25 protein-coding genes and 6 pseudogenes are annotated in these 25,680 nt (G+C 69.9%); 19 read left to right on the plus strand and 12 right to left on the minus strand.

The genetic code is table 11. The features are described 5' to 3' along the window. The first annotated feature begins 41 nt into the window (after positions 1-41). Positions 42-452 carry a DUF4345 domain-containing protein gene (locus LNW71_RS33475; protein WP_250971611.1) on the plus strand — a complete coding sequence of 137 codons (411 nt, stop codon included), beginning with the start codon at positions 42-44 and terminating at the stop codon, positions 450-452. A gap of 80 nt (positions 453-532) precedes the next feature. On the opposite strand, the gene LNW71_RS33480 is transcribed toward LNW71_RS33475, so the two are convergent. Then, a complete protein-coding gene (locus LNW71_RS33480) occupies positions 533-1,102 on the minus strand; it encodes a TetR/AcrR family transcriptional regulator (protein ID WP_250971612.1) in 570 nt (189 codons plus the stop codon). Between the two features lie 103 nt (positions 1,103-1,205). Here LNW71_RS33480 and LNW71_RS33485 point away from each other — a divergent pair, with 103 nt between their 5' ends. Then, positions 1,206-2,117, plus strand: a complete 912-nt coding sequence (locus LNW71_RS33485; RefSeq protein WP_250971613.1) for an alpha/beta fold hydrolase — start codon at positions 1,206-1,208, stop codon at positions 2,115-2,117. A gap of 90 nt (positions 2,118-2,207) precedes the next feature. Here LNW71_RS33485 and LNW71_RS33490 read toward each other — a convergent pair whose 3' ends face one another. Further along, a complete protein-coding gene (locus LNW71_RS33490) occupies positions 2,208-3,407 on the minus strand; it encodes a serine hydrolase domain-containing protein (protein ID WP_250971614.1) in 1,200 nt (399 codons plus the stop codon). 173 nt (positions 3,408-3,580) lie between these two features. Continuing rightward, a pseudogene (locus tag LNW71_RS33495) lies at positions 3,581-4,518 on the minus strand (GlxA family transcriptional regulator). A gap of 207 nt (positions 4,519-4,725) precedes the next feature. Here LNW71_RS33495 and LNW71_RS33500 point away from each other — a divergent pair. The 4 genes from LNW71_RS33500 to LNW71_RS33515 all read left to right on the plus strand — a co-directional run bounded on the left by LNW71_RS33500 (position 4,726) and on the right by LNW71_RS33515 (position 6,654). Continuing rightward, the gene (locus LNW71_RS33500; RefSeq protein ID WP_250971615.1) at positions 4,726-5,415 is read left to right on the plus strand and encodes a DJ-1/PfpI family protein; all 690 of its coding nucleotides are present in this window, start codon (positions 4,726-4,728) and stop codon (positions 5,413-5,415) included. Between the two features lie 92 nt (positions 5,416-5,507). Beyond that, the gene (locus tag LNW71_RS33505) at positions 5,508-5,828 is read left to right on the plus strand and encodes a hypothetical protein (protein WP_250971616.1); all 321 of its coding nucleotides are present in this window, start codon (positions 5,508-5,510) and stop codon (positions 5,826-5,828) included. Between the two features lie 2 nt (positions 5,829-5,830). Then, positions 5,831-6,298: a hypothetical protein gene (locus LNW71_RS33510; protein ID WP_250971617.1), complete on the plus strand. Its 468-nt coding sequence runs from the start codon at positions 5,831-5,833 to the stop codon at positions 6,296-6,298. Positions 6,299-6,300: 2 nt separating this feature from the next. After that, entirely contained in the window at positions 6,301-6,654 is a 354-nt protein-coding gene (locus LNW71_RS33515; RefSeq protein WP_250971618.1) for a hypothetical protein, read from the plus strand. Here LNW71_RS33515 and LNW71_RS33520 read toward each other — a convergent pair. Both LNW71_RS33520 and LNW71_RS33525 read right to left on the minus strand, forming a co-directional pair. Beyond that, complete coding sequence (locus tag LNW71_RS33520) at positions 6,636-7,232, minus strand: dihydrofolate reductase family protein (protein WP_250971619.1); 597 nt, start codon at positions 7,230-7,232, stop codon at positions 6,636-6,638. The genes LNW71_RS33515 and LNW71_RS33520 overlap by 19 nt on opposite strands. Positions 7,233-7,439: 207 nt before the next feature. After that, a pseudogene (locus LNW71_RS33525) lies at positions 7,440-7,583 on the minus strand (transposase); the annotation flags it as partial. Positions 7,584-7,641: 58 nt separating this feature from the next. On the opposite strand from LNW71_RS33525, the gene LNW71_RS33530 reads away from it, so the two are divergent. Beyond that, positions 7,642-7,905, plus strand: a complete 264-nt coding sequence (locus LNW71_RS33530; protein ID WP_374119545.1) for a zinc ribbon domain-containing protein — start codon at positions 7,642-7,644, stop codon at positions 7,903-7,905. Between the two features lie 55 nt (positions 7,906-7,960). On the opposite strand, the gene LNW71_RS33535 is transcribed toward LNW71_RS33530, so the two are convergent. After that, positions 7,961-9,472, minus strand: coding sequence for an FG-GAP-like repeat-containing protein (locus LNW71_RS33535; protein WP_250971620.1), 1,512 nt, complete (start codon positions 9,470-9,472; stop codon positions 7,961-7,963). 439 nt (positions 9,473-9,911) lie between these two features. Here LNW71_RS33535 and LNW71_RS33540 point away from each other — a divergent pair, with 439 nt between their 5' ends. Together LNW71_RS33540 and LNW71_RS33545 are read left to right on the plus strand one after the other, a co-directional pair. Next, positions 9,912-10,388, plus strand: a complete 477-nt coding sequence (locus tag LNW71_RS33540; protein WP_250971621.1) for a hypothetical protein — start codon at positions 9,912-9,914, stop codon at positions 10,386-10,388. 182 nt (positions 10,389-10,570) lie between these two features. Further along, positions 10,571-11,083, plus strand: coding sequence for a protein phosphatase (locus LNW71_RS33545; protein ID WP_250971622.1), 513 nt, complete (start codon positions 10,571-10,573; stop codon positions 11,081-11,083). Between the two features lie 94 nt (positions 11,084-11,177). Here the strand turns inward: LNW71_RS33545 and LNW71_RS33550 are convergent, their stop codons facing one another. Beyond that, positions 11,178-12,203 carry a helix-turn-helix transcriptional regulator gene (locus tag LNW71_RS33550; RefSeq protein WP_250971623.1) on the minus strand — a complete coding sequence of 342 codons (1,026 nt, stop codon included), beginning with the start codon at positions 12,201-12,203 and terminating at the stop codon, positions 11,178-11,180. Positions 12,204-12,351: 148 nt separating this feature from the next. Here LNW71_RS33550 and LNW71_RS33555 point away from each other — a divergent pair, with 148 nt between their 5' ends. From LNW71_RS33555 to LNW71_RS33570, 4 genes are all read left to right on the plus strand, one after another. Continuing rightward, positions 12,352-13,266, plus strand: coding sequence for an SDR family NAD(P)-dependent oxidoreductase (locus tag LNW71_RS33555; RefSeq protein ID WP_250971624.1), 915 nt, complete (start codon positions 12,352-12,354; stop codon positions 13,264-13,266). 235 nt (positions 13,267-13,501) lie between these two features. Next, positions 13,502-14,164, plus strand: a complete 663-nt coding sequence (locus LNW71_RS33560; RefSeq protein WP_250971625.1) for a metalloregulator ArsR/SmtB family transcription factor — start codon at positions 13,502-13,504, stop codon at positions 14,162-14,164. 48 nt (positions 14,165-14,212) lie between these two features. Next, the gene (locus LNW71_RS33565) at positions 14,213-14,731 is read left to right on the plus strand and encodes a DUF3291 domain-containing protein (protein WP_250971626.1); all 519 of its coding nucleotides are present in this window, start codon (positions 14,213-14,215) and stop codon (positions 14,729-14,731) included. A 484-nt stretch (positions 14,732-15,215) separates the two neighbouring features. Further along, entirely contained in the window at positions 15,216-16,013 is a 798-nt protein-coding gene (locus LNW71_RS33570) for a helix-turn-helix transcriptional regulator (protein ID WP_250971627.1), read from the plus strand. Between the two features lie 2 nt (positions 16,014-16,015). Here the strand turns inward: LNW71_RS33570 and LNW71_RS33575 are convergent, their stop codons facing one another. Then, positions 16,016-17,287, minus strand: a complete 1,272-nt coding sequence (locus LNW71_RS33575; protein ID WP_250971628.1) for an alpha-L-fucosidase — start codon at positions 17,285-17,287, stop codon at positions 16,016-16,018. 100 nt (positions 17,288-17,387) lie between these two features. Here LNW71_RS33575 and LNW71_RS33580 point away from each other — a divergent pair. Next, positions 17,388-17,582: pseudogene (locus tag LNW71_RS33580) on the plus strand (GNAT family N-acetyltransferase); the annotation flags it as partial. A gap of 110 nt (positions 17,583-17,692) precedes the next feature. Continuing rightward, positions 17,693-17,953: a hypothetical protein gene (locus LNW71_RS33585; protein WP_250971629.1), complete on the plus strand. Its 261-nt coding sequence runs from the start codon at positions 17,693-17,695 to the stop codon at positions 17,951-17,953. Positions 17,954-18,533: 580 nt separating this feature from the next. On the opposite strand, the gene LNW71_RS33590 is transcribed toward LNW71_RS33585, so the two are convergent. The 4 genes and pseudogenes from LNW71_RS33590 to LNW71_RS33605 form a co-directional block, all read right to left on the minus strand. Continuing rightward, positions 18,534-18,830: an HIT family protein gene (locus tag LNW71_RS33590; protein WP_250971630.1), complete on the minus strand. Its 297-nt coding sequence runs from the start codon at positions 18,828-18,830 to the stop codon at positions 18,534-18,536. Between the two features lie 273 nt (positions 18,831-19,103). Next, positions 19,104-19,331, minus strand: a pseudogene (locus tag LNW71_RS33595) (helix-turn-helix domain-containing protein); the annotation flags it as partial. 16 nt (positions 19,332-19,347) lie between these two features. After that, a pseudogene (locus LNW71_RS33600) lies at positions 19,348-19,875 on the minus strand (alpha/beta fold hydrolase); the annotation flags it as partial. Positions 19,876-19,949: 74 nt separating this feature from the next. After that, positions 19,950-20,083 (minus strand): annotated as a pseudogene (locus LNW71_RS33605) (type III effector protein); the annotation flags it as partial. Positions 20,084-20,923: 840 nt separating this feature from the next. On the opposite strand from LNW71_RS33605, the gene LNW71_RS33610 reads away from it, so the two are divergent. From LNW71_RS33610 to LNW71_RS33625, 4 genes are read left to right on the plus strand one after another with little or no spacing between them, the layout of a single operon-like run. Continuing rightward, complete coding sequence (locus LNW71_RS33610) at positions 20,924-22,063, plus strand: polyprenyl synthetase family protein (RefSeq protein WP_374119488.1); 1,140 nt, start codon at positions 20,924-20,926, stop codon at positions 22,061-22,063. Next, positions 22,060-23,583 (plus strand): phytoene desaturase, encoded by a 1,524-nt coding sequence (locus tag LNW71_RS33615; protein WP_250971631.1) that lies wholly within the window; start codon positions 22,060-22,062, stop codon positions 23,581-23,583. The genes LNW71_RS33610 and LNW71_RS33615 overlap by 4 nt, the downstream gene beginning before the upstream one ends. Beyond that, positions 23,580-24,617, plus strand: coding sequence for a phytoene/squalene synthase family protein (locus LNW71_RS33620; protein WP_250971632.1), 1,038 nt, complete (start codon positions 23,580-23,582; stop codon positions 24,615-24,617). The genes LNW71_RS33615 and LNW71_RS33620 overlap by 4 nt, the downstream gene beginning before the upstream one ends. Further along, on the plus strand, positions 24,614-25,630 hold the full coding sequence (locus LNW71_RS33625; RefSeq protein ID WP_250971633.1) for a DUF5914 domain-containing protein: 1,017 nt from the start codon (positions 24,614-24,616) through the stop codon (positions 25,628-25,630). Before LNW71_RS33620 ends, LNW71_RS33625 begins: the two co-directional genes overlap by 4 nt. Positions 25,631-25,680 lie beyond the last annotated feature (50 nt).

Here is a 25,680-nt window from a genome sequence, read left to right on the forward strand (position 1 = left end):
TAGTTGACGCACGTCTACTAGGGGTGGAGTGGTGGTCGGTCATGTCGAAACGCAAGGTTCTGCGCGGTCTCGTACTGGCGATGGGGTACGCCTGCGTGGCGATCGGGCTCTTCCACGTACTGGGCGGGAACTCCGCAATCCCCGGCGCGAGCTCCGCCGGGCCGACGGTCGACAGCCTGGGCCGGTTCTTCGGTGCGATCTTCGCCGGTTACGGTCTTGCCTGGCTCTGGGCGGCCCGGCAGTCGCCGATCCCCGCGACCGCGGTGCGGTGGCTGGCCGCGGTCTTTCTGCTCGGCGCGCTCGGCCGGGTGCTCTCGCTCGCCGTGCACGGGTGGCCGCACTGGTTCCAGGTGGTGTTGGGCATCGTCGAACTCGTACTGTCGCCGCTGTTCTTCTGGCTGGCGAGTGCCGAGGAGGAGGTGCCCGAGGCTGTACAGCCCCGCAATTCGTAAGGGGTGTGCAGGCCTCGGCGTCCTCGCGACCACGGCCCCATGTCCCGGCGCGGATCGGCGTTCTCCGCCGGGGGCTGACGCTATTCCTTGCGACGGCATCCGGTGAGGAGGGTGGCGACCATGTGCTTGGCGTCGGCCTGGTCGTAGTCGGTGCCCGTGATGCAGAGGTTTCCGATGGCGCGCATGAGCGTGTAGGCCGTGATGCCGGGGCTGAGTTCGTCGTCGGCGTCGCAGGCGTCGAGCAGCGTGGCGCAGGCCGGGACAAGGGTGTCGAGCATGAGACTGTGGAGGTTCTCCAGTCCTGCGTCACCGGACCCCAGTGCGGCCCCGAGGCCGTGCTTGGTCACCAGGAACTCCACGAACGCGTCCACCCAACGGGACAGCGCGGTGAACGGCGAGGCCGATTCCGCCAGGAGCTGGGGTGCGAGGGCGGCGCACGTGTCGATCTGGTGCCGGTAGACGGCGGTGACGAGGTCCGCCCGGGTCGGGAAGTTCCGGTAGATCGTGCCGACGCCGACGCCCGCGCGTTCGGCGATGTCGCGGATAGGGGCTTGGACGCCCTGATCCACGAAGATCGACGCCGCGGCCGCCAGCACGCCGCTGCGGGTGCGTTGCGCCTGTGCTTGGCGTACTCCGACCACTTCTGGCACGAGACCCTCCTCTTGCTCGCGGAACAACGTTCCGCTAAATTGGCGGAACGACGCTCCGCCAAAGTATGGCAGAGCGGCCCCGTGCAGAAAGTGCAGGTCCCCCATGTCTTCCCACCACCTCGGCCGGCGGATCGTCGCGGTCAAGCCCGTCACCGTTCCCGCGCCCGGTCGCGGCGTCGACCTGCAGGTGAAGGTCACTGCCCCGCTGTCGGGCCAGAACCTGCCCGTCATCGTCTTCTCCCACGGCAACGCATGGTCCCTGGACGGATACGAACCGCTCGTCGACCGGTGGGCCGCAGCCGGGTTCGTCGTCGTGCAGCCCACTCACCTGGACTCCCGCCGCAACGGTCTCGGGTGGGACGACCCGCGCTTCGCCACCATCTGGCGCGTCCGGATCGCCGACCTCCACGCGGTGCTCGACGGCCTCGACGAGATCCTCATCCAAGCCGGCGGCCTGGAGGCCCGCGTCGACCGTGAGCGCATCGCGGTCGTCGGCCACTCATGGGGCGCCCAGGCCGCCGGCACGCTCCTCGGCGCGCGCGTGCTCGACGCCGACGGCACGCCCGGAGAAGACTTCTCCCACGCCGCGGTCTCGGCCGGCGCACTGATCGCCGCGGCCGGAACCGGTGACACCCTCACCCCGTTCGCCGTCGAACATCTGCCGTTCATGAGGCCGGACTTCTCCACCATGACCACCCCGGCCCTGGTCATCGCGGGCGGCAAGGACCGGTCCCAGCTCTCCACCCGGGGGCCGGAGTGGTTCACCGACGCCTACCACCTCGGCCCTGCCCCGAAGAGCCTGCTCACCATCGCCGACGGTGAGCACACCCTAGGCGGCCTCGCCGGCGAGATGGTCGCCGAGACCACCGACGAGGCCCCTGACCGCGTCGCCCTCGTCGCCGACGCGATCTCCGCCTACCTCCTCGACGCCTTCAAGCTCGACGACGCCGGGTGGACCGGCCTCAACGACGCCGCCGAGGCCGGCGACGCTACGTGGAGCATCTCGAGCAAGTGAACCCGCCCGGACCGCACGGACGTCCCTGCGCCTTGCGATGTACCGCATCCGGCGCCACGCGTTGCTCCACCAGGGATCGCGGGACAGCCCTCAGCGCGGGGCGACGCCGCCGTCGTAGACGTTGTCCGGGGTGACCACCTTGGTGACCGCCCTGGCGAGCACGGTGGACGGCTCCTGGCCCCCGCGGCTGATGTCCGTATTGATCATGATGACCATGGTGGCCTTCTGCGAGGGCAGGTACACGGTCACGGTCTCGAACCCCGGCAGGGAACCGTTGTGTCCGATCCAGCCGCCGGTCTCGAAGATGCCCAGGCCGTAGCCGGTGCCGGGGAACCCCGTCGGCAGCGTCCTGAGCCGCTGTGCCTGAGTCCTGGGGCTGAGCAGTTGTCCGGTGGCGACGTTCTTGGCCCAGCGGCGCAGGTCGTGCAGATCCGAGATCATCGCACCGGCGGCCCATCCCCAGCTGGGATTCCAGTCCGTGGCGTCCTCGACCTTGCCGCTCAGAGTCTGGTCGGTGTAGCCGTGCGGGTGCGGCTCGGGGAACCGGGGACCCAGCGGGAACAGCGTGTGGCGCAGGCCGGACGGGCGGAGGACCCGACTGCGGATGAACTCGTCGAGCCTCATGCCGCTGACCTTCTCGACCACCAGCCCCAGCAGGATCAGGTTGGAGTTGCTGTACTCGAACTCTGCGCCCGGTGCAAAGGTGTTCTTGTGCTTCATGCCGTACGCGAGCAGTTGCCGCGGGGTGAAGTAGCGATGCGGATTGCTCAGCAGATCGTGAGTGAAGTCCGCGTCGGAGGTGTACGGGAACAGGCCGCTGCGCATCTCCGCGAGGTGACGGAGTGTGATCCGGTTGCCGTTGCGCACGCCGGGGACGTAGGCGGAGATCGGGTCGTCCAGCCTGATCCGATGGGCATCGACGAGTTCGAGCAGAGCGGTGACCGTGAAGGTCTTGGTCTCGCTGCCGATCCGGAAGTTGACGTCGGCGGCCATCGGCTCGCGGGTGGCGGTGTTGGCGACGCCGGTCGCGCGTACGTAGCTCCCCTTCCCGGGCATCCACAGTCCGACGACGACGCCGGGAATGCCGGCCTGCTTACGGACGTCCTCGATGGTCTTGTCCAAGCGGGCCTTCACCTCGGGGTCGAGGCTGCCGGACGGGCGGATGCCGCTGTCGTGCCGGTCGACGCCCGCGGCATGGACAGCCGGCGCGGGAGCCACAGCCATCGGGGCCAGCACGGACGCCACGAGCAGCGCTGCGGCGAACAGACGTCGGGTGGGGGCGCGTCGCATGTCGGGCACCTCTTCCAGGTCGGGGAGCGGACGGCAACATCACCATCCGGAATCCGGGCGGAGTGCCCCGTCCGAACGCCGCTGCGGCGAGTCCACTCGTTCGGAGCCGCAGGCGAGGCCTGATGCCGTCAATGCTGTCGGTTCCCGCCGCGAGGGGGAGAGCGGTGCGGCAGTCAGCTGAAGGTGCGCCGGTAGGTGTGCGGGCTGACACCGGTCGTGCGTTTGAAGCGGTCGCGGAAGGCGGTGGGTGAGCCGAAGCCGACCTGGGTGCCGATGCGTTCGACGGAGTGCCGCGTGGTCTCCAGGAGGTGCTGGGCCTGGCGGATGCGCGCGCGATGGAGCCACTGGAGCGGAGTGGTGCCGGTCTGTTCGCGGAAACGCCGGATCAGGGTCCGGGTGCTGGTTCCCGCCCGGGCGGCGATGTCGACGAGCGCGAGGTCGCGACCCAGGTTTTCCTGCAGCCAGTCGAGCAACGGATCCAGCGTGGCGCCCTGAGGGGTGGGTGCGTAGTCGTGGACGATGAACTGCGCCTGCCCGCCCTCGCGTTCCAGGGGCATGACGGACAGCCGGGCGGCGTCCGCGGCGACCGCCGAACCGTAGTCGCGGCGGATCATGTGCAGGCACAGATCCAGGCCGGCGGCGGCGCCCGCCGACGTGAGGATTTGGCCGTTGTCGACGTACAGGACATCGGGGTCGACCTCGATGTCCGGATAGGTGGCAGCCAGCAGGTCGGCCGCGATCCAGTGGGTGGTGGCACGCAGGCCGTCGAGGAGCCCGGTGGCGGCCAGGGGGAAAGTGCCCGAGCAGATGGAAGCGATACGCGTGCCGTACTCGGCGGCCGTCCGCAGCGCATCGCGGACTGCGGGGGCGAGTGGGGCCAGGGGCGCGTCGGTGCCGGGAACGATGATCGTGTCGGCATCCTTGAGCCCTCCAGCCCCCAGGGCGCGCGCAGGGTGAACGCACCCGCGTCGACCTCCGGCTTCTCCGCACACACGCGGAGCTGGTAGCCGGAGCGGCCGTCCGGGAGGCGGGTGCGGGTGAAGACCTCGATCGGAGTGGACAGGTCGAACGGGATCACCCGGTCCAGTGCCAGTACCGCGACGGTGTGCATGGCCCGAAGATACCTGCCCGCCGATCCGCGATCGGCATCCAGATCCCCCTGATGTTCCCTGTTCAGCCAGGTCAAAGGCTCTTTCTCCGGGCATGGCGCTAATCCGTTGGAAGGTGTCACTAATGCCACTGGGGCACGAGGCGGAAGCCGGTTAGCGTCACAGCGAACCCGGCGCAGACCGGACCCGCCACCGCGAAGGAACCGCGCATGCACGCCCAGATCGTCCTGTTCGACGGCGTCGACCCGCTCGACGTCATCGCCCCTTACGAGGTGCTGTACGCCGGCGGCACCGTCTCCGGCGGCGCATTGACCGTGGAACTGGTCTCTGCCGAAGGACCGCGCGAGGTGGTCAGTGGCACGGGGGGCCTGGTGCTGCGCGCCACGGGCGCCCTGGACCCCGGTCGCGCGGGACTGGTTCTCGTGCCCGGCGCGTCCGGCCGTGTGGGCGCGCCCGGCGAGGTCCCTGACCATGACGCGGGGGAGGGGGAGTGGCAGCAGGACGAGTTCATCCCCGTCCTGCTGGGCCGCACCCTGAACACCGAGCTGCCCAGGCTGCTGAAGGCCGCGATGGACAACCCGCAGGTGACGGTCGGCGGTGTGTGCGGCGGCTCGCTCGTGCTGGCCATGGCCGGTCTGCTGGAGGGCCGCCATGCCACCACCCACCACCTGGGCCTGGACATGCTCGATGCCACCGGCGTCCACGCGGTGAGCGCCCGCGTCGTCGATGACGGCGACCTCGTCACCGGCGCCGGTGTCACCTCCGGCCTCGACCTGAGCCTGTACCTGCTGGAGCGCGAGGTGGGGCCCCGGATCGCCCAAGCCGTCGAGGAGTTGTTCGCTCACGAACGCCGCGGCACGGTCTGGCGCCCGAAGGGCCCGGTGCCCGTGGGCGTCTGAGCGCACGTCGTCCCCCGCACACCCAGCCGGCACATCCGGCCCGTGCCGCGCCCCGCCGCCCGCCCGCACCACCGTGAGGAAACCGCGCCAGCATGTCCGTTGAAGGCACCTGGGACCTGTCCATCGCCACCCCCATCGGCACGATCAAGGCCGTCGTCGAACTCCTACGCCAGGACGGTGTCCTGATCGGCCTCGCCCACGGGGCGGGTGAAGAAGTCCCACTGAGAGATGTCGTCCTCGACGGCGACCGGCTCGCCTGGAAGCAGACCGTCACCAAGCCCCTGCGACTGAACCTGGCCTTCGAAGTGACTGCCGCCGCCGACACCATGACCGGTACTTCCAGGGCCGGACGGCTCCCCGCATCCAAGGTCAGCGGTCGACGCCGTGCCGACCGAGCGGGTACGGAGCACTGACCATGACGAAGATGTTTCTCTCCCTGCACGTCCTGGCCGCAGTTCTGGCGATCGGGCCGGTCACCGTCGCCGCGAGCATGTTTCCCGGAGCGCTGCGCCGCACCGACGGGGACCACGCCGACCGCGACGCGCTGGTGACCCTGCGGACACTGCACCGCATCTGCCGGGTGTACGCGGCCATCGGCATCGCGGTTCCCGTCTTCGGGTTCGCCACTGCCGCCGGTCTCGGAGTCCTCGGAAACGGCTGGCTGATCACTTCGATCCTGCTGACCGCCGCAGCCGCCGCCAATCTGGCGCTGCTCATCCTGCCCGCCCAGGACGACGCCCTGGCTGCGGCCGGGACGACCGGCTCCGCCGCCGGCTCCATCTATGCCGGCCGCCTCGCGATGCTCACCGGCGTCTTCAACCTGCTGTGGGCCACGGTCACCGTCCTGATGATCATCCGCCCCGGTTCGACCACAGGAGCCTGACCGTGCACCTTCGCCCTTTGCGTATCGCGGCTCAGGTGGAGCTCATCTCGTTGGTCGCCATGCTGACGAACCTGGCCACCGTGCACCTGAACGCCGTCTCCTCCTTGTTGGGACCCACGCACGGCTGCGCCTATCTGTTCGTCGTGGCCGCGACCTGGCGCCTCCAGCCGGCCAGGGCCGCCGTCAGGGCCGTTGCCACCGTCCCCGGTGTCGGCGGCCTCCTGGCACTCCGCCGACTCTCCACTCCCGGCAGCACCCAGCAGTCCGGCGATGCCACGTACCGCCCCGACACGGGCGGCGAGGGCGCCGATCACGCCCAGACCGCCGGAGCACGAGGTCAGCGGACCACCTCATAGCGGAGGTAGGTCACACCGGGCGCGGGCACGACCTCCAGCAGGCTCAACCGGATGTGCTCGGGAAGCTCGTGGAAGTAGGGGCGGCCGGAGCCGAGCAGTACGGGCACCTGGTGCAGGATCAGCTCGTCGACGAGTCCCGCCTGCAGGGCTTCGGTCACCAGGACGCCTCCCATGAGGGCGATGTCCTTGCCCCCGGCGGCTTCGCGGGCGGCCGCGACGGCGTCCGCCGGCCCGGTCGTGATCAGCCGCTGCCGCCCTGCGATCCGCGGCGCCGGCCGGTGGCTGAGGACGAACAGCGGCGCCGTCGGGTGCGGGGCCCCGTCGTCGCCGAAACGGTCGGAGTCCTCATACGTGTTACGGCCGACGATGCTCGCACCGACACGACCGGCGACGGCGTCGAAGAACCGGGCACTGGGCTCGGAGAGCGTGAAGCTGTCGAACACCTGACTGGGGACGTCACCGTCGAAGTACCAGTCGAAGAGGCCGCCGCCGTCGCCGAGCCCGCGGCCCGGACCAGGGTCGCGACCGGTGATGTAGCCGTCGACCGAGACGGACAGAGCGCTGAACACCTTGCTCATCACCGGACTCCCTCCGAGATTCGTCCAATCCGGCGCAGGCGCCAGTGGGCCAGGACCAAGGCCACCAGGACCCGTTTCTGACTATGAGTCGACGACCGCGGACGATTCCTCGACCAACACGGCGTACTCGCCCGCGCATTCGCCGTCAGGCGCGTAGGTGAGGAGGAAACCTCGCTCGCCGCCCCACGGGCTCGCTCCAGCCCCTGTCCGACTGCTGCGCGAGGATACGCCCTTGAGGGAGTTGACCAGCTTGGACAGGGCGACCTTGGGTGGGAAGTTCACGAGCAGGTGGACATGGCTGTTCTCGCCGTTGAACTCGACCAGCTCGCATTGGAAGTCGGCGCGCACCGCCACCTTCGCGAAGGTGGACCGGTTCTTCCCGTCCTCGCAGCTCTGCTCCGCCTGCGGGGTGAAGGACGGACCCAAGCCGTTGGCCGTCCGTGAGTGGATCTGCGGGAACTGCGGGACCGTCCACGACCGCGACATCAACGCCGCACTCAATATCAGGACCGAAGGACGCAAGGTCGCCGCCGGACAGGCGGAGACCGTAAACGGCCGTGGAGCGCAGGTAAGCCCGGTACTCGTACCGGCATCGCGCGACGAAGCAGCAACCCACCCGAAGCAGCCCACCGCCCCCGCGCGGTGGGAGCAGACGGGAATCCCCGGCCTTTAGGCCGGGGAGGAAGTCAATGATCCCCGATGAATTCCCAGATCCCTGGAGGCCTCCGCTACTCGTCGACCGCCGCCCCGAACCGTGCGTCGGTGACCGGTGCCCCGAGGCGCGCCCCGTCGTACGTCCAGGTGCCCTTGGCGACCAGCCCGGAGGAGGACGCGGGGACGACCCACACGAAACCGTCGTTGCTGTTCTCGCCCGGCGCCGTCGCCAGCAGGCCGAAGAGGCCGTTCTTGTCGGCGTCGATCAGTCGGACCTGACCGCCCCAGCGGTCCGAGGTTTCTGCCACGCCGGGGATGTCGGCGAGTTGCTGGTCGAAGCTCTTCGCCCCCACGTGGGTGAAGCCGGTCGGATCGCCGCGCAGCACCCACACCGCGCCCGCGTCGGACACGCTGCCGATGTCCTCGCCGGGTGCGCCGATGGCGAGGTCCGGGTGGCCGTCGCCGTCGGTGTCCCCGGCCGACAGCTCGGCGCCCCACTGGTCGCCCGCCTCCGCGACGCCCGGGATGCCGTCGGAGTCCTGGGTCCAGTGCTGCACCGGCTCCGGCTCCAGGCCGGACAGGTCGCCGCGGCCCAGGTAGAGGGTGATCCCGCCGCCCGGCGGCGAGCCCATGCCTGTGTCGCCGATGACGAGGTCGTCCTGCCCGGTGCCGTCCCAGTCACCGGAGACGATGGCCGGGCCGCCGGGGAACGTGCCGCCGTCGCCGAGGCCGTCGACGTCCGGCGCGCCGTGCAGCACGTGTACCGACCCGACGCCCGGCTGGTCGCCGTTGGTGACGCCTGAGATGGCCAGGTCGGCCCAGGAGTCCTCGTTGTAGTTGCCGTGGCTGAGACTGCGGAACTCGAAGCCGGTGTCCCGCGGCGAGAGGTCTCGCGCCCGCACCGTGCGGTCCGACAATTGCAGCTGCTGCGGCTCCTTCACTGTCCCGCCCGGCGGGGTGGTGAAGAACAGCAGGGCGTCGTCCTCCAGGACCGCGATCGAGTCACGCGGGTTGGCGTCCGGATCCGCCGGGTCCGGGGCGAAGTACCGGGCCGCTTCGATCGCCCGGCCGAAGTTCGCGCCGGCCCGCAGCTGGTCGGAGTTCTCCAGCCAGGTGCTGTCGGCACCGTGCAGTCCGGTCGCGGAGCCCCAGAAGACGGTGGCGCCGCCGGCGTCGGACAGTCCGGCCAGGTCCTCTCCGGGGATACCGACAATGACGTCGTCGTAGCCGTCGTCGTCCAGGTCTCCGGAGGCCACCGACTGCCCGAAGCCGTCACCGGACTCGGCACCGCCCGGGACGCCCGAGGTGTTCTGGTGAAGGACGCTCTTCTTGGTGGTGCTGAGACCGCTTGACGAGCTGTACTGCACGGTGACGTAGCCGGCGCCCGTGGCACCGCTCACCGTGGCGCCGGGAGCGCCGATCAGCACGTCGTCGAAACCGTTGCCGTCGAAGTCGCAGTTGCGCTGCTGCCAGCCGATGGACGGAAAGGGAACGGTGGCCTGTGCAGCGGGGGCCGCGAACGCGGCGCCGCCACAGAGGGAGAGTAGTGCCGCGGCCGCGAGGGCCGCGCTTCTGATGTGACGCACAGGAGAACCTCCTTGGTCTCCGGGGCTGCCTACGCCGTCCTGCTCAGCCGCGGTGGATCGTGCGTGGGAGTGGTTGACGGAGATGCGGGGCCGGCCGCACGGCCGTTTCCCAGCGAGAGGCCGAAGCAGAGACCGGGTGCAGATGCCCGGGAACGCCGGTCAGCGCCGCCACGCCCACTGCAGGCCGGGCCCGGAATCGTGTGCGGCCTCCCTGGTGGGTAGTGAGTGCGGTGAGGGCGACGTACGTACTGCACTCACCGAGAAGACATCCGGAGTTCGCCGAAGGTTGTACGCCTCGCCCGGTGGCCCTCGTGATCGGCCGGCCCGGCCCATGGCGGCGCGCCGGTGCATCCGCCGAAGTACGTCGGAGATGAGGGGCGTTGGGGAAGCCACCGCAGGATCATCAGCGGAGTCTTCAGGAGATCGACACCGTGCAACGATGGCCATCATGTCTGGTCAAGTCTGGGTGTCACTCATATCGTTGGGCGGCGTCGCGCTTGGTGGCGCACTGTCCTTCCTCGTCCAGTTCTCGACCCAGCGGTCGGCTGAGCGGACGGAGCAGCGGAGGCATCAGACCGAACTGTCGGAGGCTCGGCGTGCGGAGCGGCTTGCGCTGCTGGAGCGGTTCGTCGAGCTGGGGGCCGAGGCTGAGCGGGCAGCCTTCAGCCAGCCGCAGGAGTGGGACGACACGACCCCTTGGTTCCTCACCACCCGAGACTCGATGCACAGACTCTGGGTCGCGGAACGGCTGATCCGCGTCCAGTTCCCGCTGCCCGTGTACGACGCGGCACGCAAGTACTTCCTCGACCTCAACCGGGTCGTCTGGGAAGGCTTGCCCGACGGTGAGAGCGTGCGCGACTACCTGGAGGACAACAGAATGGCCTTTCTCGACGCGGCCCGAGTGGTTATGGGATAGCCCGCTGCGGGCCTCCACCGTTGGTTACGGGATGGTCGTAAGTCCTCTCGGCGGAGCGGTATATGGCGGGTGAAGCCAACGCTGAGATTCCCTAGGAAGCTATGCTCGTCCGGAGCCTCGCTCTTCCTGGTGTGGGCAGCGCATTCTCCCTTGGGAAAGGGAATCCCTCGGGAAAGGGAGAAGTGAAGACACGCCAGAAGGACCGCGACGCTGCCGGGCCCGACGAGCCCTGGAGCGAGATCAGACCAGGGCTATGGATGGGCGGACACTTCTGGACCGACCACACCGGTGAAGTCCGGTCGGCGGTCGCCGGCGGTGAGTTCGACCTGGTCATCAGCCTGTTCACCCGTGCGGGCCACGGTCCGCATCCGGCAGTCCAGCACCTGATCACCGAGTTGCCGGACGGCCCGCTCACCGCGGACGAGATTCAATCCGTCCACCTGTTGGCCCACACCACCGCACACGCCCTGCGGGACAGCCGCACCGTGCTCGTTCGCTGCCATTCCGGCTACAACCGCTCGGGGCTGGTCATCGCGCAGACCCTCATCGAGATGGGCTACGAACCTGCCGCTGCCATCAGCCTCATACGGCAAAAGCGGTCCCCTCGAGCACTCAACAATGGCACCTTCGAGCGTTACCTCACGACGGGGCTTCAGGTGGCCCTTCTGCTGAACGGACTCGACACCCTCGGCTGAGCCATCCGCGCGAGAGGTGTGGCGGGCAAGATGCTGAGATGTCACCGCATTAGAGGTCTTGGACCAGGTCTTATGGCTGCGGCTGGGTGTATTGCTATTCTGCCCGCCGTTCAATCAAGATTCGGTCGAGCTCCGGAGAGCCAGGGCTGATGTGTTCTCGCATCCTTCGAGATTCAGCAGGTCGAGTGGGTGCTCTGACCGTCACCGATAGCGGCCATCGCGCCGGCGCTGAGGAGCGCCCAGAAGGCATGGCGGACCCGCCCAGCAGCCGCCGGTCAGGGGAGCGCGGTCGCGGTACGGCCACCTGTGGCGCGAAGCTGCTTCCCGTAGCCGCCGTGTAGGTGACCATGCGCAGGTTCGCGCCGGGGACGATGAGGACGTCGCAGTCGAGCAGGATGTCGCCGATCTCCGGATGGCGGATCGTCTTGCGGTCCGTCGTGTGCTGGGTGGCGGCCGTCTGTGTGGCCCAGTGACGGGCGAAGGCATCGGACACATCTCGCAGTTCCTGCACGAGACGATCGAGCTGGGCGTCCGCGGGATAGCGGGACACGGCGTCCTTGAGGTCGGCGACGATCGACTCCGCGAAGGCGTCCTGTCCGCGCTCGGATCGCACGGGAAGCATCGAGGCGTGTGCGGCGCCGTTGCCGAAGAGTGCACGGGCGAGGTTGCGTTCCGCGGTCGGCAGGGCGGCGGGGTCGCCGTGCAGGGCGCTCCACATGGTGTTCCACCGCACCAGGGTCCAGTCGGCGGTGAACACCCCGATCGGTACGTCGCCCAGGCGGGCGGCGAGCCGTTGGATGCCCGGGGGCACATGGGTGCTGATCGTCCCGTCCTGGGGCGGAAGGAGCCCGGCGCTTCGGTACAGCTGGTCGCGCTCGGCGCGGGAGAGCTGAAGGGCACGGGCGAGGGCGCCGACGACCTGGGCCGAAGGGTTCTTCGCGCGTCCCTGCTCCAGGCGCAGGACGTAGTCGACGGAGAGCCCGGCCAGCTGCGCCAGCTCCTCGCGGCGCAGTCCCGGGGCGCGACGGCCGTCCGTCGTCGTGAAGCCGGCGTCGACCGGGGACAGCCGGTCGCGCCAGGCGCGCAGGAGCGCGGCGAAATCGGAGCGGGAGGAAGCCATGGGTACATTCTCGCCGCTCGGCGCCGCATCAGCCTGGGTACTGCCGGTCCTAGTGACGGGGACGGCACTGGTTGACGGTCGCGCCACCGGCGAACGTGGAGATGCGCCTGAGCCGGGCGCCATCGGTTGACCAGTTGAGGAGCCATCCATGAAGCACACCATCGTGATGACGGGCGCGAGCCGCGGCATCGGCCGCGTCGCCGCGGAACACATCCTGCGCCGCTCTCCGGACGCGCACCTCCTGGTCGTGGCCCGTGGCTCCTCCGGCGCGCAGCTCGCTGCGGAGCTCGACGCAGGCGGACACACGGTCTCGCACGTCCTGGCGGACCTTGGATCCCTGGCCGACGTCCGCTCGGCCGCCGGCGAGACCTGTGACCGCCTTGACCGCGGTGACCTGCCGCCGCTGCGCGCCTTCGTGGGCAATGCGGGCACCCAGTACACGAACGCGCTGACCGAGGGGCCCGACGGGTTCGAGGCGACCTTCGCCGTCAACGTGCTCGCCAACCACCTGTTCGTCCGACTGCTCCAGGACCGCTTCACCGCTCCTGCCCGGATCGTGATCACCGCCAGCGACACCCACTTCGGCGACTTCAAGCACAACATGGGCATGGTCCCCGGCCCGGCCTGGAAGTCCCCGGGCGTCCTTGTCCGCACAGGCGCCTTCCGCGAGCCGGACACCGCGGCCGGCGGGCGCACCGCGTACTCGACGAGCAAGCTGGCCGTGATCCACCTGGTTCACGAGTACGCGCGCCGACTGCCGGCCGGGATCGACGCCGTCGCCTACAACCCGGGGTTCGTCCCCGGCACCGGCCTCGCCCGCAACGCAGGACCCTTCTCCCGGTTCGCGATGCGCCGCATCATGCCGGTGATGACCCTCACCCCGTTCGCTACCAGCCGCAGTGCCGCGGGCCGCTGCCTCGCCGACGTCGTCCTCGGCGCGACCCACGCGCCGACCGGTTCCTACGTGGACCGTAGCCGTGCGGACCGCTCGTCGCGGGAGTCCTACGACCCGCAGCGCGAAGGCGAGCTCTGGGAGGCCGCCGAGCGGTTCACTGCGGCGTAGCGGCCCGGGTGGACACGTTCCCGGGGCGACGTGGCGGGCGGCTCAACCCGGTAGACGGTAGACGGGGCAGCGGCCGAACGGCCCGGCCGGAAACAGTGAAGCGCGCCCCTGATGATCAAGGTTGTCGAAGTCATGGATCACGGACAGGAGGCGCGTCCGCGTGTCATCCGCCCTGCTCCGGTGGATGCGCTTGCCGCTCCTCTGGATCAATCGCTGTTAGTTATAGAATTGTCTCGTGAGCAGTAGCGAGGATTCCGCCCTTGAGGCGTTGGTCGTACTGGGTGACCCGGTGCGGCGCGGACTGTATCGGCACGTGACCGGGACGCCGGGGGAGGTGGGACGGGACGCGGCGGCTGAGGCTGCCGGGGTCTCCCGTTCGCTGGCTGCGTTCCACCTGGACAAGCTGGTCGAGGCAGGGCTGCTCGAGGTGTCCTTCCGGCGGCTCTCGGGGCGCAGCGGTCCGGGGGCGGGGCGGCCCTCGAAGATGTACCGGCGGGCCGAGGGTGAGCACGCGGTGTCGGTGCCGCCCCGTTCGTACGACACGGCGAGCAGGCTGCTCGCAGAGGTGGTGGAGCGGGCCGGGCTGGACGGGGAACTCCAGGCAGCGGCGAGGGTGGCGGGGGAGGCTGAGGGTGGGGCTTCGGGTGACGAGGCCGATCCGGTCGAGGTGTTGCGGGCGCGCGGTTACGAGCCGTTCTGGGACGGCGGGACGCTGCGGCTCAACAACTGCCCGTTCCATGCGCTGGCGGACCAGTTCCCTGCCCTGGTGTGCGGGATGAACCTGGCCGGGATCGAGGGTCTGCTCGCCGGGCTGCCGGGCGGCGAGGAGTGGAGCGCGGCGATGGATCCGCTCCCGCAGGGGTGCTGTGTCGCTCTCGGAACTGCCGAGGAGATCTAAAAAAGTATTCGTTGACTTTAGAAGGTTCACCCGGGCATGCTTGGCTCCGTGAACGACTTCCAGCTGGCCCAGGTCAATATCGGACGAATCCTCGCCCCGCTCGACAGTCCCCAACTTGCCGACTTCGTCGCGCATTTGCCGGAGATCAATGCCGCTGCCGATGGAGCTCCCGGCTTCGTGTGGCGCATGGTCGACGACGGCGGAGCCGACTCGACGGGGCTGCGCCCCAAGAACGACGACGACCTGTTCCTGATCAACTGCTCGGTCTGGGAATCGGTCGAAGTGTTGCGGGAGTACACCTACCGCAGTGAGCACCTCAAGGTGCTGGCTCGCCGCCGGGAATGGTTCGAGCGGCTCGCCGACTTCCACCACGCGCTGTGGTGGGTACCCGCCGGGCATCGCCCGAGCGTTGACGAGGCGATGGACCGCATCGCCCTGATCCGTGAAAACGGTGAAGGACCCGAGGCGTTCACCTTCCGGAAACCGCACCCGCCGCCCGCCGGCTCGCGGGCGAACGACGCGATCGGCGACCTCACCTCCACGGCCGCGCCGGTACCGAATCCCTGAGGCCGGGACACAACCACGGCCCGCAGCGCCTACCCACGTCCGCCTTCGGTGGACCGGGAAGTGCCCCGGCGCTCCGGCAGGGCGGGCCGTCCTCGGCCGGGGCGGTGTGGTGTGGTGGGTGCGAGTCCTGGTCGCCGTCTGCGCGGCGGAGGCCCCCCAGGCGGCGACCGGGCAGACGGCCACTCACGCGTAAAACCGGCGGCGCCGCCTTCGCGCCTGGACCGCAACGCCGCGCCGCAGGTGCCTATCTGTCACTACGGCTACGACTGGCTGACCCGCAGGAACGACGCACGGCGGGTCAGTCGGGACTCAACCCGGTGTCTCAGGTGCATGTTTGTCAGGGGGCGGGGAGCAGGTGGAACGCCCCCCATCGCTCGTACGGTTCACCCAGGCCGACCGCAGCTCCTTCCGGGCCTCCGGCGCCTGGAGCGCAACGTGCGTCGCTCCGGGAAGGGGGCCTCTCCAGCACTGGTAGATTTTCATGGTGAGTACGACCGAGCCGAACGGCCTCCACGTCCAGCTCCGTCTGGACCTGCCGCCCCGGGTGGCGAACCTGGGCGTCGGAGTGCACGGGACCAACGGCCTGCGCGACGTCTTCCGGCTTCCGGACCTGTGGCAGCTGCACCTGTACCGGTACGCCGCCGAGCTGACCGTCGACGGTGTGGTGCATACGATCCGGCCCGGCCGGGTGAGCCTCGTGCGGCCCGGCGCGGCCGTCGAGTTCCGCTACGGCGGACGGTCCGAGCACCTCTACGTGCACTTCGCGCTCCCGGAGTCCGGCAACCCGTTGACCGTTCCGGTGATGCAGGACGCAGGCGCCGAGACGCCGGTCCTTTCCGACCTGCTGCAGCAGGCCGTCGCGGCAGCCCCGCGCAGCCCCGCCCGGGCGGCGGCCGAGGTGTGGGCCGCGTTGTGGCGGGTCGCCGGCCTGGCTACGCCCGCGGGCCGGACGGGGGAGCGCGTGCACGCCGCGGCCGCCGCGGCCGTCGCGCACATCGAGGCGCATCTGGCGGGACCGCTGACCGTGCCCGAGGTGGCGGCGGCCGCCGGGATCTCGCACAACCACCTCATCCGGCTGTTCCGGGCCGAAACCGGTGGCACGGTGGTGGCCTACATCCGCCGGCGCAGGATGGAGCGGGCCCGGCATCTGCTCCGGGAGTCGACGCTGTCGATCCCCGCCGTGGCGGCACTGGTCGGCATCGGCGATCTGCAGGCCTTCAACAAGGCATGCCGACGCGAACTGGGCGGGTCCCCCCGCGCGATCCGCGGCGGCAGCAGCTGACCTCAGTCGCGGCCCGTACCCCGGTAGAGGTCGAGCTCACCGTCGAGTTCCACAGCGAGAACGGTCGCGTACGCGTCGATGTCGGTGCCCACCGGCGCGTCGATCCAGGTGACTCCGGGCACCTCGCCGAGGCCGCCGATGACCTGGTGGGGCAGCTCGGTGCCCGAACCGACCACGCTGACTCGCTTGACCGGCGTCCGCAGGCCGCGCAGCCCGATGGTTTCGCGCGGGGCGTCGAAGCAGATCAGATACAGGGTGCGGCGGTCGGCGGACAGCGTGCTCGGACCGTAGTGGTGGCCGGCGGGCAGTCCGGCCACCGTTCCGTACACGGCGCCGCAGTGCTTGTCGATCCAGCCACCAAGACCCTCGAGGCGCTCGATCTGGGCGGCCGGGATGGTGCCGTCCTCCTTCGGCCCCACGTCGAGCAGCAGATTGCCGCCCATGCCGATGGTCTCCGCGAAGTAGCGCACCAGCTGGCCGACCGACTTCTGATTGTCGTCCTGGTGCTGGTAGCCCCACGAGTCGTTGACCGTCAGGCACAGCTCCCACGGCCCGTCGGGAGCCCGGAGCGGTACGCCCTGTTCGGGGGTGGCGTAGTCGCCGTAGCTCAGCATGCGTGCGTTGAGGACCGTGTCGGGGTTGCCGGCGAGGATCTCCTCGGCCAGCTCCCGCATCTTCCACTGGTCCTCGCTGCGCTCCCATTCGCCGTCGAACCACAGCAGGTCGGGACGGAAGCGCGCGACTAGCTCGCCGACCTGGGCGTTGCGGTACGAGAGGTAGCGCCCCCAGGCCTCGGGGTCCTCGACCCCGTCCTTCGGTGTCACATAGCGGTTGGTACGCACGTCGTCGTTCGGCGCGTCGGGGTGCACCACGCTCGCGTAGTCGGGGTGGTTCCAGTCCGAGTGCGAGTAGTACAGGCCCACCTTGAGGCCCTGCTCCCGCAGCGCGTCCGCGTAGCCGGCTATCAGGTCACGCCCGGCCGGGGTGTGCTTCACGACGTTCAGATCGCCCTGCCCGGTGTCCCACAGCGCCACCCCGTCATGGTGCCGGGCGGTGAGCACCGCGTACTTCGCACCGGCCTTCGCGAACACCGTGGCCCACGCCGCCGGGTCGTAGTTCGAGGCGGTGAAACCGTCGAGCTGCTTCATGTACTGCATGTGCGGGACCTTGCCCGTGTAGAAGGACCAGGACTCGGGAACGCCGTCGACGGCGTAGATCCCGTAGTGGATGAAGATGCCCAACTTGGCATCGGAGAACCAGGGCTGCATCGGCATGTGCTCACGCTAGGCAGGGAGCGGGGTCCGGCGAGTGGGGCGTAGTCACCACTGGTGGTTCGTTTTCACCCTGTGGCCGGCTCGGTGCGAGGCCTCGAAGGGTGAACCGATCGGCATGGCGTACGGCCACCCGCTCGGGCCCGACACGGTGTGGTGGGACGAACTGACCGAGCCCGTGTCCGATGAGATGCGGCGCGAGGACGGGCAGCGCACCTTCGGGCTCATGGAACTCGCGGTACGCGGACCGTGGCGGGGACATGGGGTGGCCCGGCGTCTGCATGAGGAGCTGCTCGATCTGCGTGGAAACGACTCCGTGGACGTGGGGTGCGAAGCTGGCGTCGCGGTCGGCGGAGCCTGATCGGGACGGCACTGTTTTGAGCCCGTTCCCGGGGGCAACCGGCTGTCATGGAGACAACCGAAGGCGCCGGAGAGCTGATCGAGACCCAGGGTGAAGAGCACCACGTGGTGCTCAGTGCCGACACGAACGGTGACGGGAAGCCGGACGTATGGATGACCGACACCACGGGTGACGGGAAGGCCGATCTCTACCAGTTCGACACCACAGGTGACGGGGAGGTCGACGTGACCATGGTGGAGCGCGCTGAGGAGCCGGGCGCCGACCGGCTCGTGGTCGAGGGCGACGGCGGACACCCCCAGCAGGCATGACCCACACGGCACCTCCGGCCCGCTGAGCCGACGGACACTGCCGACGCCGCTCCGGATCACCATCAGATCGAGGCCGGGCGGACAGAGCGACGGAAGCACCTGCAGACAGGGGCTTCCGTCGCTCAGCCATGCCGGCGACTCCCGCATCGGCACTACGGCGGCATGAGGGCTACCTCGGGGAGCAGCCGTGCGCGCGGCCTTGAGGGCGTCGAGCGCGGGGGGTTCAGTTCACCCGGACCGCATCCACGACGGTCCGGTCGACGGTGCTGCCTGCCGCGAGGCCGGCATGATGCCCACCTCATGGTCGACGATCATCAGCATCAGCGGCAGCCTGTGCATGGCACGGGCCTCCTCACCCGCGGCGATGTGGCCGCGATCCGCGCGAGGCCGCCCACCTGCTCGATGGCGAGGCGGTGTCACACCGTCCCGTACCGCATCCGATGCCGCGCGCTGATCCACCAGGGGTTACGGGACGCCCTCTAGCAGGCAACTTCCCCGCTGTCGGCCAGTGCCGCGCGCAGGCGGTCACCTGTCGCGGCAGCCTCCTCGTCCGTGAGTGACAGCACGCCGTTCTCGGTCATCAACGCGTGGAACTGCTGCTGCCGGTACGGGTGCCCGCGGGTAGGCCGGCGATATGCCAGTGAAGATGTGAATTCCCTTGCTGACTACCGAGGGACAGGAGGTAGGTACGCTCGGGTTTCATCACCGCTTCCACCGCCACTGCCACCTTCCGGACCACCGACATCAGCCGCAGGTAGGCGAGTTCGTCCAGATCGCGCACGGCGTGCTCGATGTGGGCCTTGGGTGCAACGAGGACCTTGCCCGGCACGGTCGGGTATCGGTCGAGGAAGGCGACGTGCTCCTCGTCCTCGTACACCGTGACATGGGCGGAGTCAGGTGCACCCGCCACGAACTCACACACAAAGCATGGACCGCTACGCACTCTGGCCTCGTACGCCGCGAGGTCATGGGACCGTCGCTCCGGTGACATCCTGTCTCCACTCTTCCGGCCGACCTCAACATGGGCCGGGGTTGCCGTTGTTGCCTGCAGGTGTGGAGTCAGCCTCAGGAGACGCCACACCTGGCGGTGCCTATTTGTGAGCACCGGGTAATGGTCCACAGCCTCCGTCTCCTCGTCGCACGCACGGCGCCGTGCCGGTGATGAAGTCGGCCACGCGACGTCGTCGATCGCGAGCCACGGTACGACGGCCACAGCGGCGGGCGTGAGCCCGGCGAACGCCCGGACCTCGCGGTGGAGGTGGGGCTGGTCGGCATAGCCGCTCTCGGCCGCGACGCCGGCCGCGGGGTGGCCCGCCGCGAGCAGGTGGGCGGCGTGATCGAACCGCACCAGCCGGGCGACGCGCTTGGGTGAGATGCCGCGTGATGCCTCGTACCCCGGCGATCAGGTCGTCCGGGACGGCCACCGGACGGGCGGTCGTTGCCCTGATCCCGCTGCGGATCGACGCGTCCGGACGCACCGACCAGAGATTCGGGCCGAACGGTGGGCCCAACAGGACCCGAAGGATGGCCGGCTGCGGAAGAAGCGCGTCGAGACCCGGTCCGGTGCTGACCAGCGCGAGCGACCTCACCAGGTCGGGGCACTCTTCCGCAAGTGCGGTGGCGGCATAGCCGCCACTGGAGTGCCCGACCGCCGTGACATACCGAAGCCCGAGGTCGTCGAGCAACGCCGCCACCCGGCGCGCCTGCGCTGACACGTCGTACGACGGCGCGGGCGGGGACTGGCCGCAGCCGGGAAGATCGACCCGGATGACATGGTGGTGGCCGGCGAGCGCCGGGATCATCGGTGCCCAGGAGGCGGCTGGAGCCCCCGATCCGTGGATGAGCAACAGCGGCGGCCCCTGCCTCGGGCCGTCCTGGACCACGTGCATCCCGTGCGAGAGCTCAACGTCGTAATGACTCATGCCGGGAATGGTGCAGGGGTGGCCGACCGGCAGTCTTGTACGAAAGTCGTCCCGGACTCGACGACCGACGGACCCACGCGTTGTTCGCCGGTGGAGCCTGGGGCGCCGGGTCGAACGCGCAGATAGCGCCGCTCCGCAGCCTGGCGGCTGGCGACGCCCAGGGGGTGATGTCGGCCCAGCTGCTGCCGGCAGTACGGGCCGCTTCGAGCCTGGGGTGTCTGGGCTGGCGTACAGGCGTGGCCGCGTCGGCTACCAGAGCTACGGAACCTTGTCCTCCCAGCGGCGGGTGACCTCAGGACTTGTCCTCGGCGCACCCTGTCCCGCGGTGGTGCGCGGGTCCGGTTCGGGTGTTCTCGGAGCCGCGCTGCGCGCTCCGCTCAGTCGGCTTCCGGCCGGAGTGCGAGGCCGTGGCGCCTCGCTCTGTCCGCTCGGGGGCGGCCGCCTTCATCTCGTCATCCTTCACGGGCCCTGTCGCACCGGCGGTCTTCGCCCAGCCCCGGCTCGACCTGCCCTTGTCCTGGACGTCTCCCGACCGGCGTCGGCCCACATGCGGTGGTACGGGCTTGCCCTCGGTGTCGAGGTCAGCCGGCTGAATCAGGCTCAGAGCGTGTGCCCGTCGAACCGCGGAGCCCCGAGCGGTGCAGGGTCGGTCCGGACGCAGGCGCGGGTGCGCGGTCCGCAGCAGGTAGCGGGTCGGGCAGTCAACCGGACGGTCCAGTGATCGCAATGGATGGCGTGTTGCCGTCCCGGTCAGGCGCTTACCGGCCGCGCGCCGTGATCTTCTCGGACCAATCGGCCTTTCGTCTCATTGCGACGTTGCGCAGCAGCGCCTCCGAAGGGCACGCAGGTACGGAGAGGAGGGTCGGGGATGCCCCGGACACCGCGATCGGAGGAGGTTGCGATGTTGCGCAAGCGGGCCGAGGAACAGTCGCTCCCTCGTGCCGAGTCAGCGTCAGGAGAGGTCACCACGATCGGGGCTGCGCTGTCCGCAGGGCCCCCGGAGCGACTCCGCAGTCCTGCAGGGCAGCCGGGGGACTGTGTCCGGTCGGTGGACGAGGATGTGCCCGGAGCCGTCCTGTACAAGGCACGGGCCGTGCTGCGCGAAAGGATGGACCAGGCGCAGTCGATCGACGCGGTCTTCTCCCGGGACGTTGCCGAGCGGGTCGCCGATTTCACCGTGGGCGGTGGCAAACGCGTGCGCCCCCAGTTTCTGTGGTGGGGCATGCGTGCATGCGGGGCGGCCACGCAAGCGGCGGACGTCGATGCGGCGCTGCGCCTCGGGGTGGCCCTGGAACTCATCCAGACCTGTGCGTTGGTCCACGACGACGTGATGGACGGCTCACCGCTGCGCCGAGGTAACCCCGCCGTGCACGTCGACTTCGCGAGGAATTCTGGCCCTGTCTCCGGCTCGGTGCTGAGTGAATCGTTCGGCAGGTCCGCTGCCGTGCTGGTCGGAGACCTCGCCCTTGTCTGGGCCGACGACACCGTCGCGGAGACGACGATGGCCCCGGCCACCCTGCAGCGGGTACGGAGTGTATGGCGAGCGATGAGAACCGAAATGGTGGCCGGGCAGTATCTCGACCTGCACGGTCAGATCACCGGATCACGCTCCGCAGCCCGTGCCCTGCGAACCGCGTATCTGAAAAGCGCTCTGTACTCGGTCGCACGTCCGTTGACGCTGGGAGCCGCGCTGGCGAGCGCTGCGCAGGACACTACCCGTGCGCTGTCCTCGGCCGGCCGCTGTGCAGGCCTCGCCTTCCAGCTCCGTGATGACCTCCTCGGAGTCTTCGGCGACCCGGCGGTGACCGGTAAGCCGTCGGGGGGTGACATCAGGGAGGGGAAGCCGACCTACCTGATGGCCGTGGCCCGGTCACGAGCGGGCGCAGGGGGACACGGGACCGTCAGGGCCCTTCTCGATGCGGCAGTGGGTCGCACCGACCTCTCCGACGAAGCCCTGGCGAAGGTGCGCCAAGTGCTCGTGGACACCGGAGCGCGCGCCGAGGTGGAGAACCGTGCTGACCGGCTGATGCAGGATGCCGCCCGCCATCTGGCCGAGGCTGCCGTCGAGCCGTATGCCGGGCGCCGACTGCTCGGGCTGCTGAGTGACGTCGCCGGAGCGTGCTCGATGCCCTCGGCGTCCGCGGAACCCTTCGAGAGTGCCGCAGCTGAAGGAGGCACCACCGCGTGATGACCGTGAAGGGATCCGTTGACCACGTGGTGGTGGTCGGCGCCGGCCTGGCCGGCCTGTCCGCCACCCTGCACCTGCTCGGCGCGGGGCGCCGCGTCACGGTGGTGGAACGAGATCCCCGGCCCGGCGGGAGGGCCGGGCTGCTGGAGCGGGGCGGCTACCGGATGGACACCGGGCCGACCGTCCTGACCATGCCCGATCTGGTCGAGGAGGCCTTCGCCGCCGTCGGCCACAGCCTGTCCGGCCGGTTGGAGCTGATGCCTCTGCACCCCGCCTACCGGGCGCGGTTCGCCGATGGGACGCAATTGGACGTCCATACCGAGGCGGCGGCGATGGAAGCGGCGGTCGAGCGGTTCGCGGGCGCAAGGGAAGCGGTCGGCTACCGCAGACTTCGGGCCTGGCTGACGCACCTCTACGCCGTACAGATGCGCCGGTTCATCGATACGAACTTCGATTCCCCGCTCCGGCTCCTGCACCCCGACCTGGCCCGGCTCGCCGCCCTCGGAGGCTTCGGACGACTCGACGCGCGCGTCGGACACTTCATCAAGGACGAGCGGCTGCGCCGCGTCTTCACCTTCCAGGCCCTGTATGCCGGTGTACCCCCGGCCCGCGCGCTCGCCGCCTACGCAGTCATCGCCTACATGGACACCATCGCGGGGGTCTACTTCCCGCGGGGAGGCATGCACGCCCTGCCGAAGGCGATGGCGGACTCGGCCACCGAGGCAGGCGCCGAATTCCGCTACGGACACACCGTCACCCGTTTGGAGCGTTCCGGAGAACACATCACCGCCGTCGTCACCGATCAGCAGCGCATCCCCTGCGACGCGGTCGTCCTGACCCCGGACCTGCCGGTCAGCTACCGACTCCTCGGCCGCAGCCCACGCCGACCGCTTGCGCTGCGCCACTCGCCGTCCGCGGTGATCCTGCACGCGGGCACCGACCGCACCTGGCCCGGCCTCGCCCACCACACCATCTCCTTCGGCGCGGCCTGGAAAGAGACCTTCCGCGAACTCACTCACGGATCACTGATGTCGGATCCGTCCCTGCTCATCACCCGTCCCACCGCCACAGACCCGGACCTCGCACCGACCGGCAAGCACCTCCACTACATTCTGGCGCCCTGTCCGAACACCGAGGTCGGGCCCGCCACCCGTGAGTGGCGGCAACTGGCACCGCGCTATCGCGACGCCCTGCTCACCACGCTCGAACAGCGCGGAATGGCCGGGCTCGGCTCCGCGATCGAGGAGGAGGGACTGGTCACTCCTGCCGACTGGACCGCTCAGGGGCACGCGGCCGGCACACCCTTCTCCGTCGCCCACACCTTTTCCCAGACCGGGCCCTTCCGCCCGCGCAACCTCGTGCACGGCACGGACAACGCCGTGCTCGCCGGCTGCGGCACCACCCCGGGCGTCGGCGTGCCGACCGTACTCATCTCGGGAAAACTGGCCGCACAGAGAATCACCGGCCCACGCGTCAGACGCCGCTTTCCGCGCACCGTATCGAAAGGCAGCCTTGTATGAGCGCCCGTGAACTCGACGCGGCAGGCATCCAAGAGCCCGCCCTGCGCGCCGCATACAGGACGTGCCGTCGGCTCAACGCGCGGCACGGCAAGACGTACTTCCTCGCGACCCGGCTGCTCCCGGTCGAACGGCGCCCGGCTGTCCATGCCCTGTACGGTTTCGCCCGGTGGGCAGATGACATCGTGGACGATCTCGCCAGCGGTGCCACTGCTGAAGAACGCACCCGCGCGCTGCGGGGTCTTCAGGAACGCCTCGACGAGGGGCTGCGCCGGGGAACCTCCGCGGAGCCGGTCATCCGCGCGCTTGCCCACACAGGCGCGGTCTACGGCATCGACCACCGGTTCTTCGCCTCCTTCATGGCTTCCATGCGCAGCGACCTGACGGTGACCGGATACGCCTCCTACGAGGAACTGGGCCGCTACATGTACGGATCGGCCGCCGTGATCGGCCTGCAGATGCTGCCCGTGCTGGGGACCGTCGGTCCCCTGGAGGAGGCGGCACCGTACGCGGCCGCCCTCGGCATCGCCTTCCAGCTCTCCAACTTCCTGCGGGACGTGGGGGAGGACCTCGACCGAGGCCGGCTCTACCTGCCGGCCGATCTGCTTGCCGCGCATGGAGTGGACCGGGACTACCTCGAGTGGAGCAGGGCGACCGGACGGCGCGATGTCCGCATCACCCGCGTGCTCTGCGCAGCAGCCGCCCACAACCGCGGTGTCTACCGCGACGCGCTGCCCGGCCTTGCCCTGCTCGCACCCGTCTCCCGGCCCTGCATCCGCACGGCATTTGTCCTCTACAGCGGCATCCTCGACGCGATCGAGGAAGACGGCTACGCCGTCCTGCACCGGCGGGCGGTGGTCCCTCGCGTGCGCCGGGCGGCCGTCGCCCTCGACGGACTGGTACGAGCCCTGGCCGCCAGAGCCCTGGCCCCCCGCGCCGGAACGGGAAGCGTCCGCAACCCCCCGGACGGCGCCGCCACGACCCCTGCGTCGGCGCCTGGCGCTCTGGCCCCACCGGTTCGCGAGGAGGTGGCATGACCGGCGACGGCCGAACCGGACGGGACCGGATCCCCCTGCGGCTGCGCCGCGCTCCTGTCCCGTGGGAGAGGCAACCGCCGACGTGGCGCGACGCCAAGCCCAGCCTCATCGCCGACGCCCTGAAACGCGCGCTGGGACGCCCGTCCGGCAATTGGTACGTCCTGGGGGCGTCCCGTGCCGTCACGTCGGAGCGGTCACTCGGACGTACCGTCGCAGGCAGCGAAGTGGTGGCCTGGCGCGATGCCTCGGGCCGATTGCGTGCAGGTCCGGGCGCGTGTCCGCACCTCGGTGCACCCTTGCGCGTCAGCCCCGTCCGGTGCGGCACCCTGGTCTGCCATTGGCACGGACTGGCCTTGAACGGTGAGCCGTTCGCCGGGTGGGAGCCTTACCCGGCCTTCGACGACGGGGTCCTTGCCTGGGTGCGTCTCGACCACGTCGGCGGCGAGACACCGCTGGAGCGGCCGGTCGTCCCGCCACGCCCCCGAGTGCGGGACGCCGTCGACTCCGTTTACGAGGGCGTCGGCGTATGCGAGCCGGAGGACGTGGTGGCGAATCGGCTTGACCCGTGGCACGGCGCGTGGTTCCACCCGTACTCGTTCGTCGACCTGACGGTGACCGGCACGCCCTACGGTGAGGGAGACGGGAAGCAGGACGGATTCGCCGTCGACGTGTCCTTCAGGCTCGCGGGCCGCCTGGTGGTTCCGGTACGTGCGCTCTTCACCGCGCCGGAACCACGTACCGTCGTCATGCACATCACGGAGGGCGAGGGCCAGGGGTCCGTGGTCGAGTCCCATGCGACGCCGCTGGGACAGGACCGCACGGGCAGGCCCCGGACCGCGGTGACGGAGGCGCTCCTGGCCGTCTCCGACCGCCGCGGTTTCGCCGTCGCCCGCGCGGCCGCCCCGCTGCTGCGCCCCCTCATGAGGGCCTCCGCGGGCCGGCTGTGGCGGGACGATCTCGCGTACGCGGAGCGGCGCTGGGAACTGCGCAGCAGCGGCCGTTTCCCGGGCTGAACCGGTTTCCGCCCGGCTCAGGGCCGACGGACCCGGATTCGCTGTCGTGC

The sequence above is a fragment of the Streptomyces sp. RKAG290 genome, from assembly GCF_023701695.1.
In the GTDB taxonomy this organism is placed as follows: domain Bacteria; phylum Actinomycetota; class Actinomycetes; order Streptomycetales; family Streptomycetaceae; genus Streptomyces.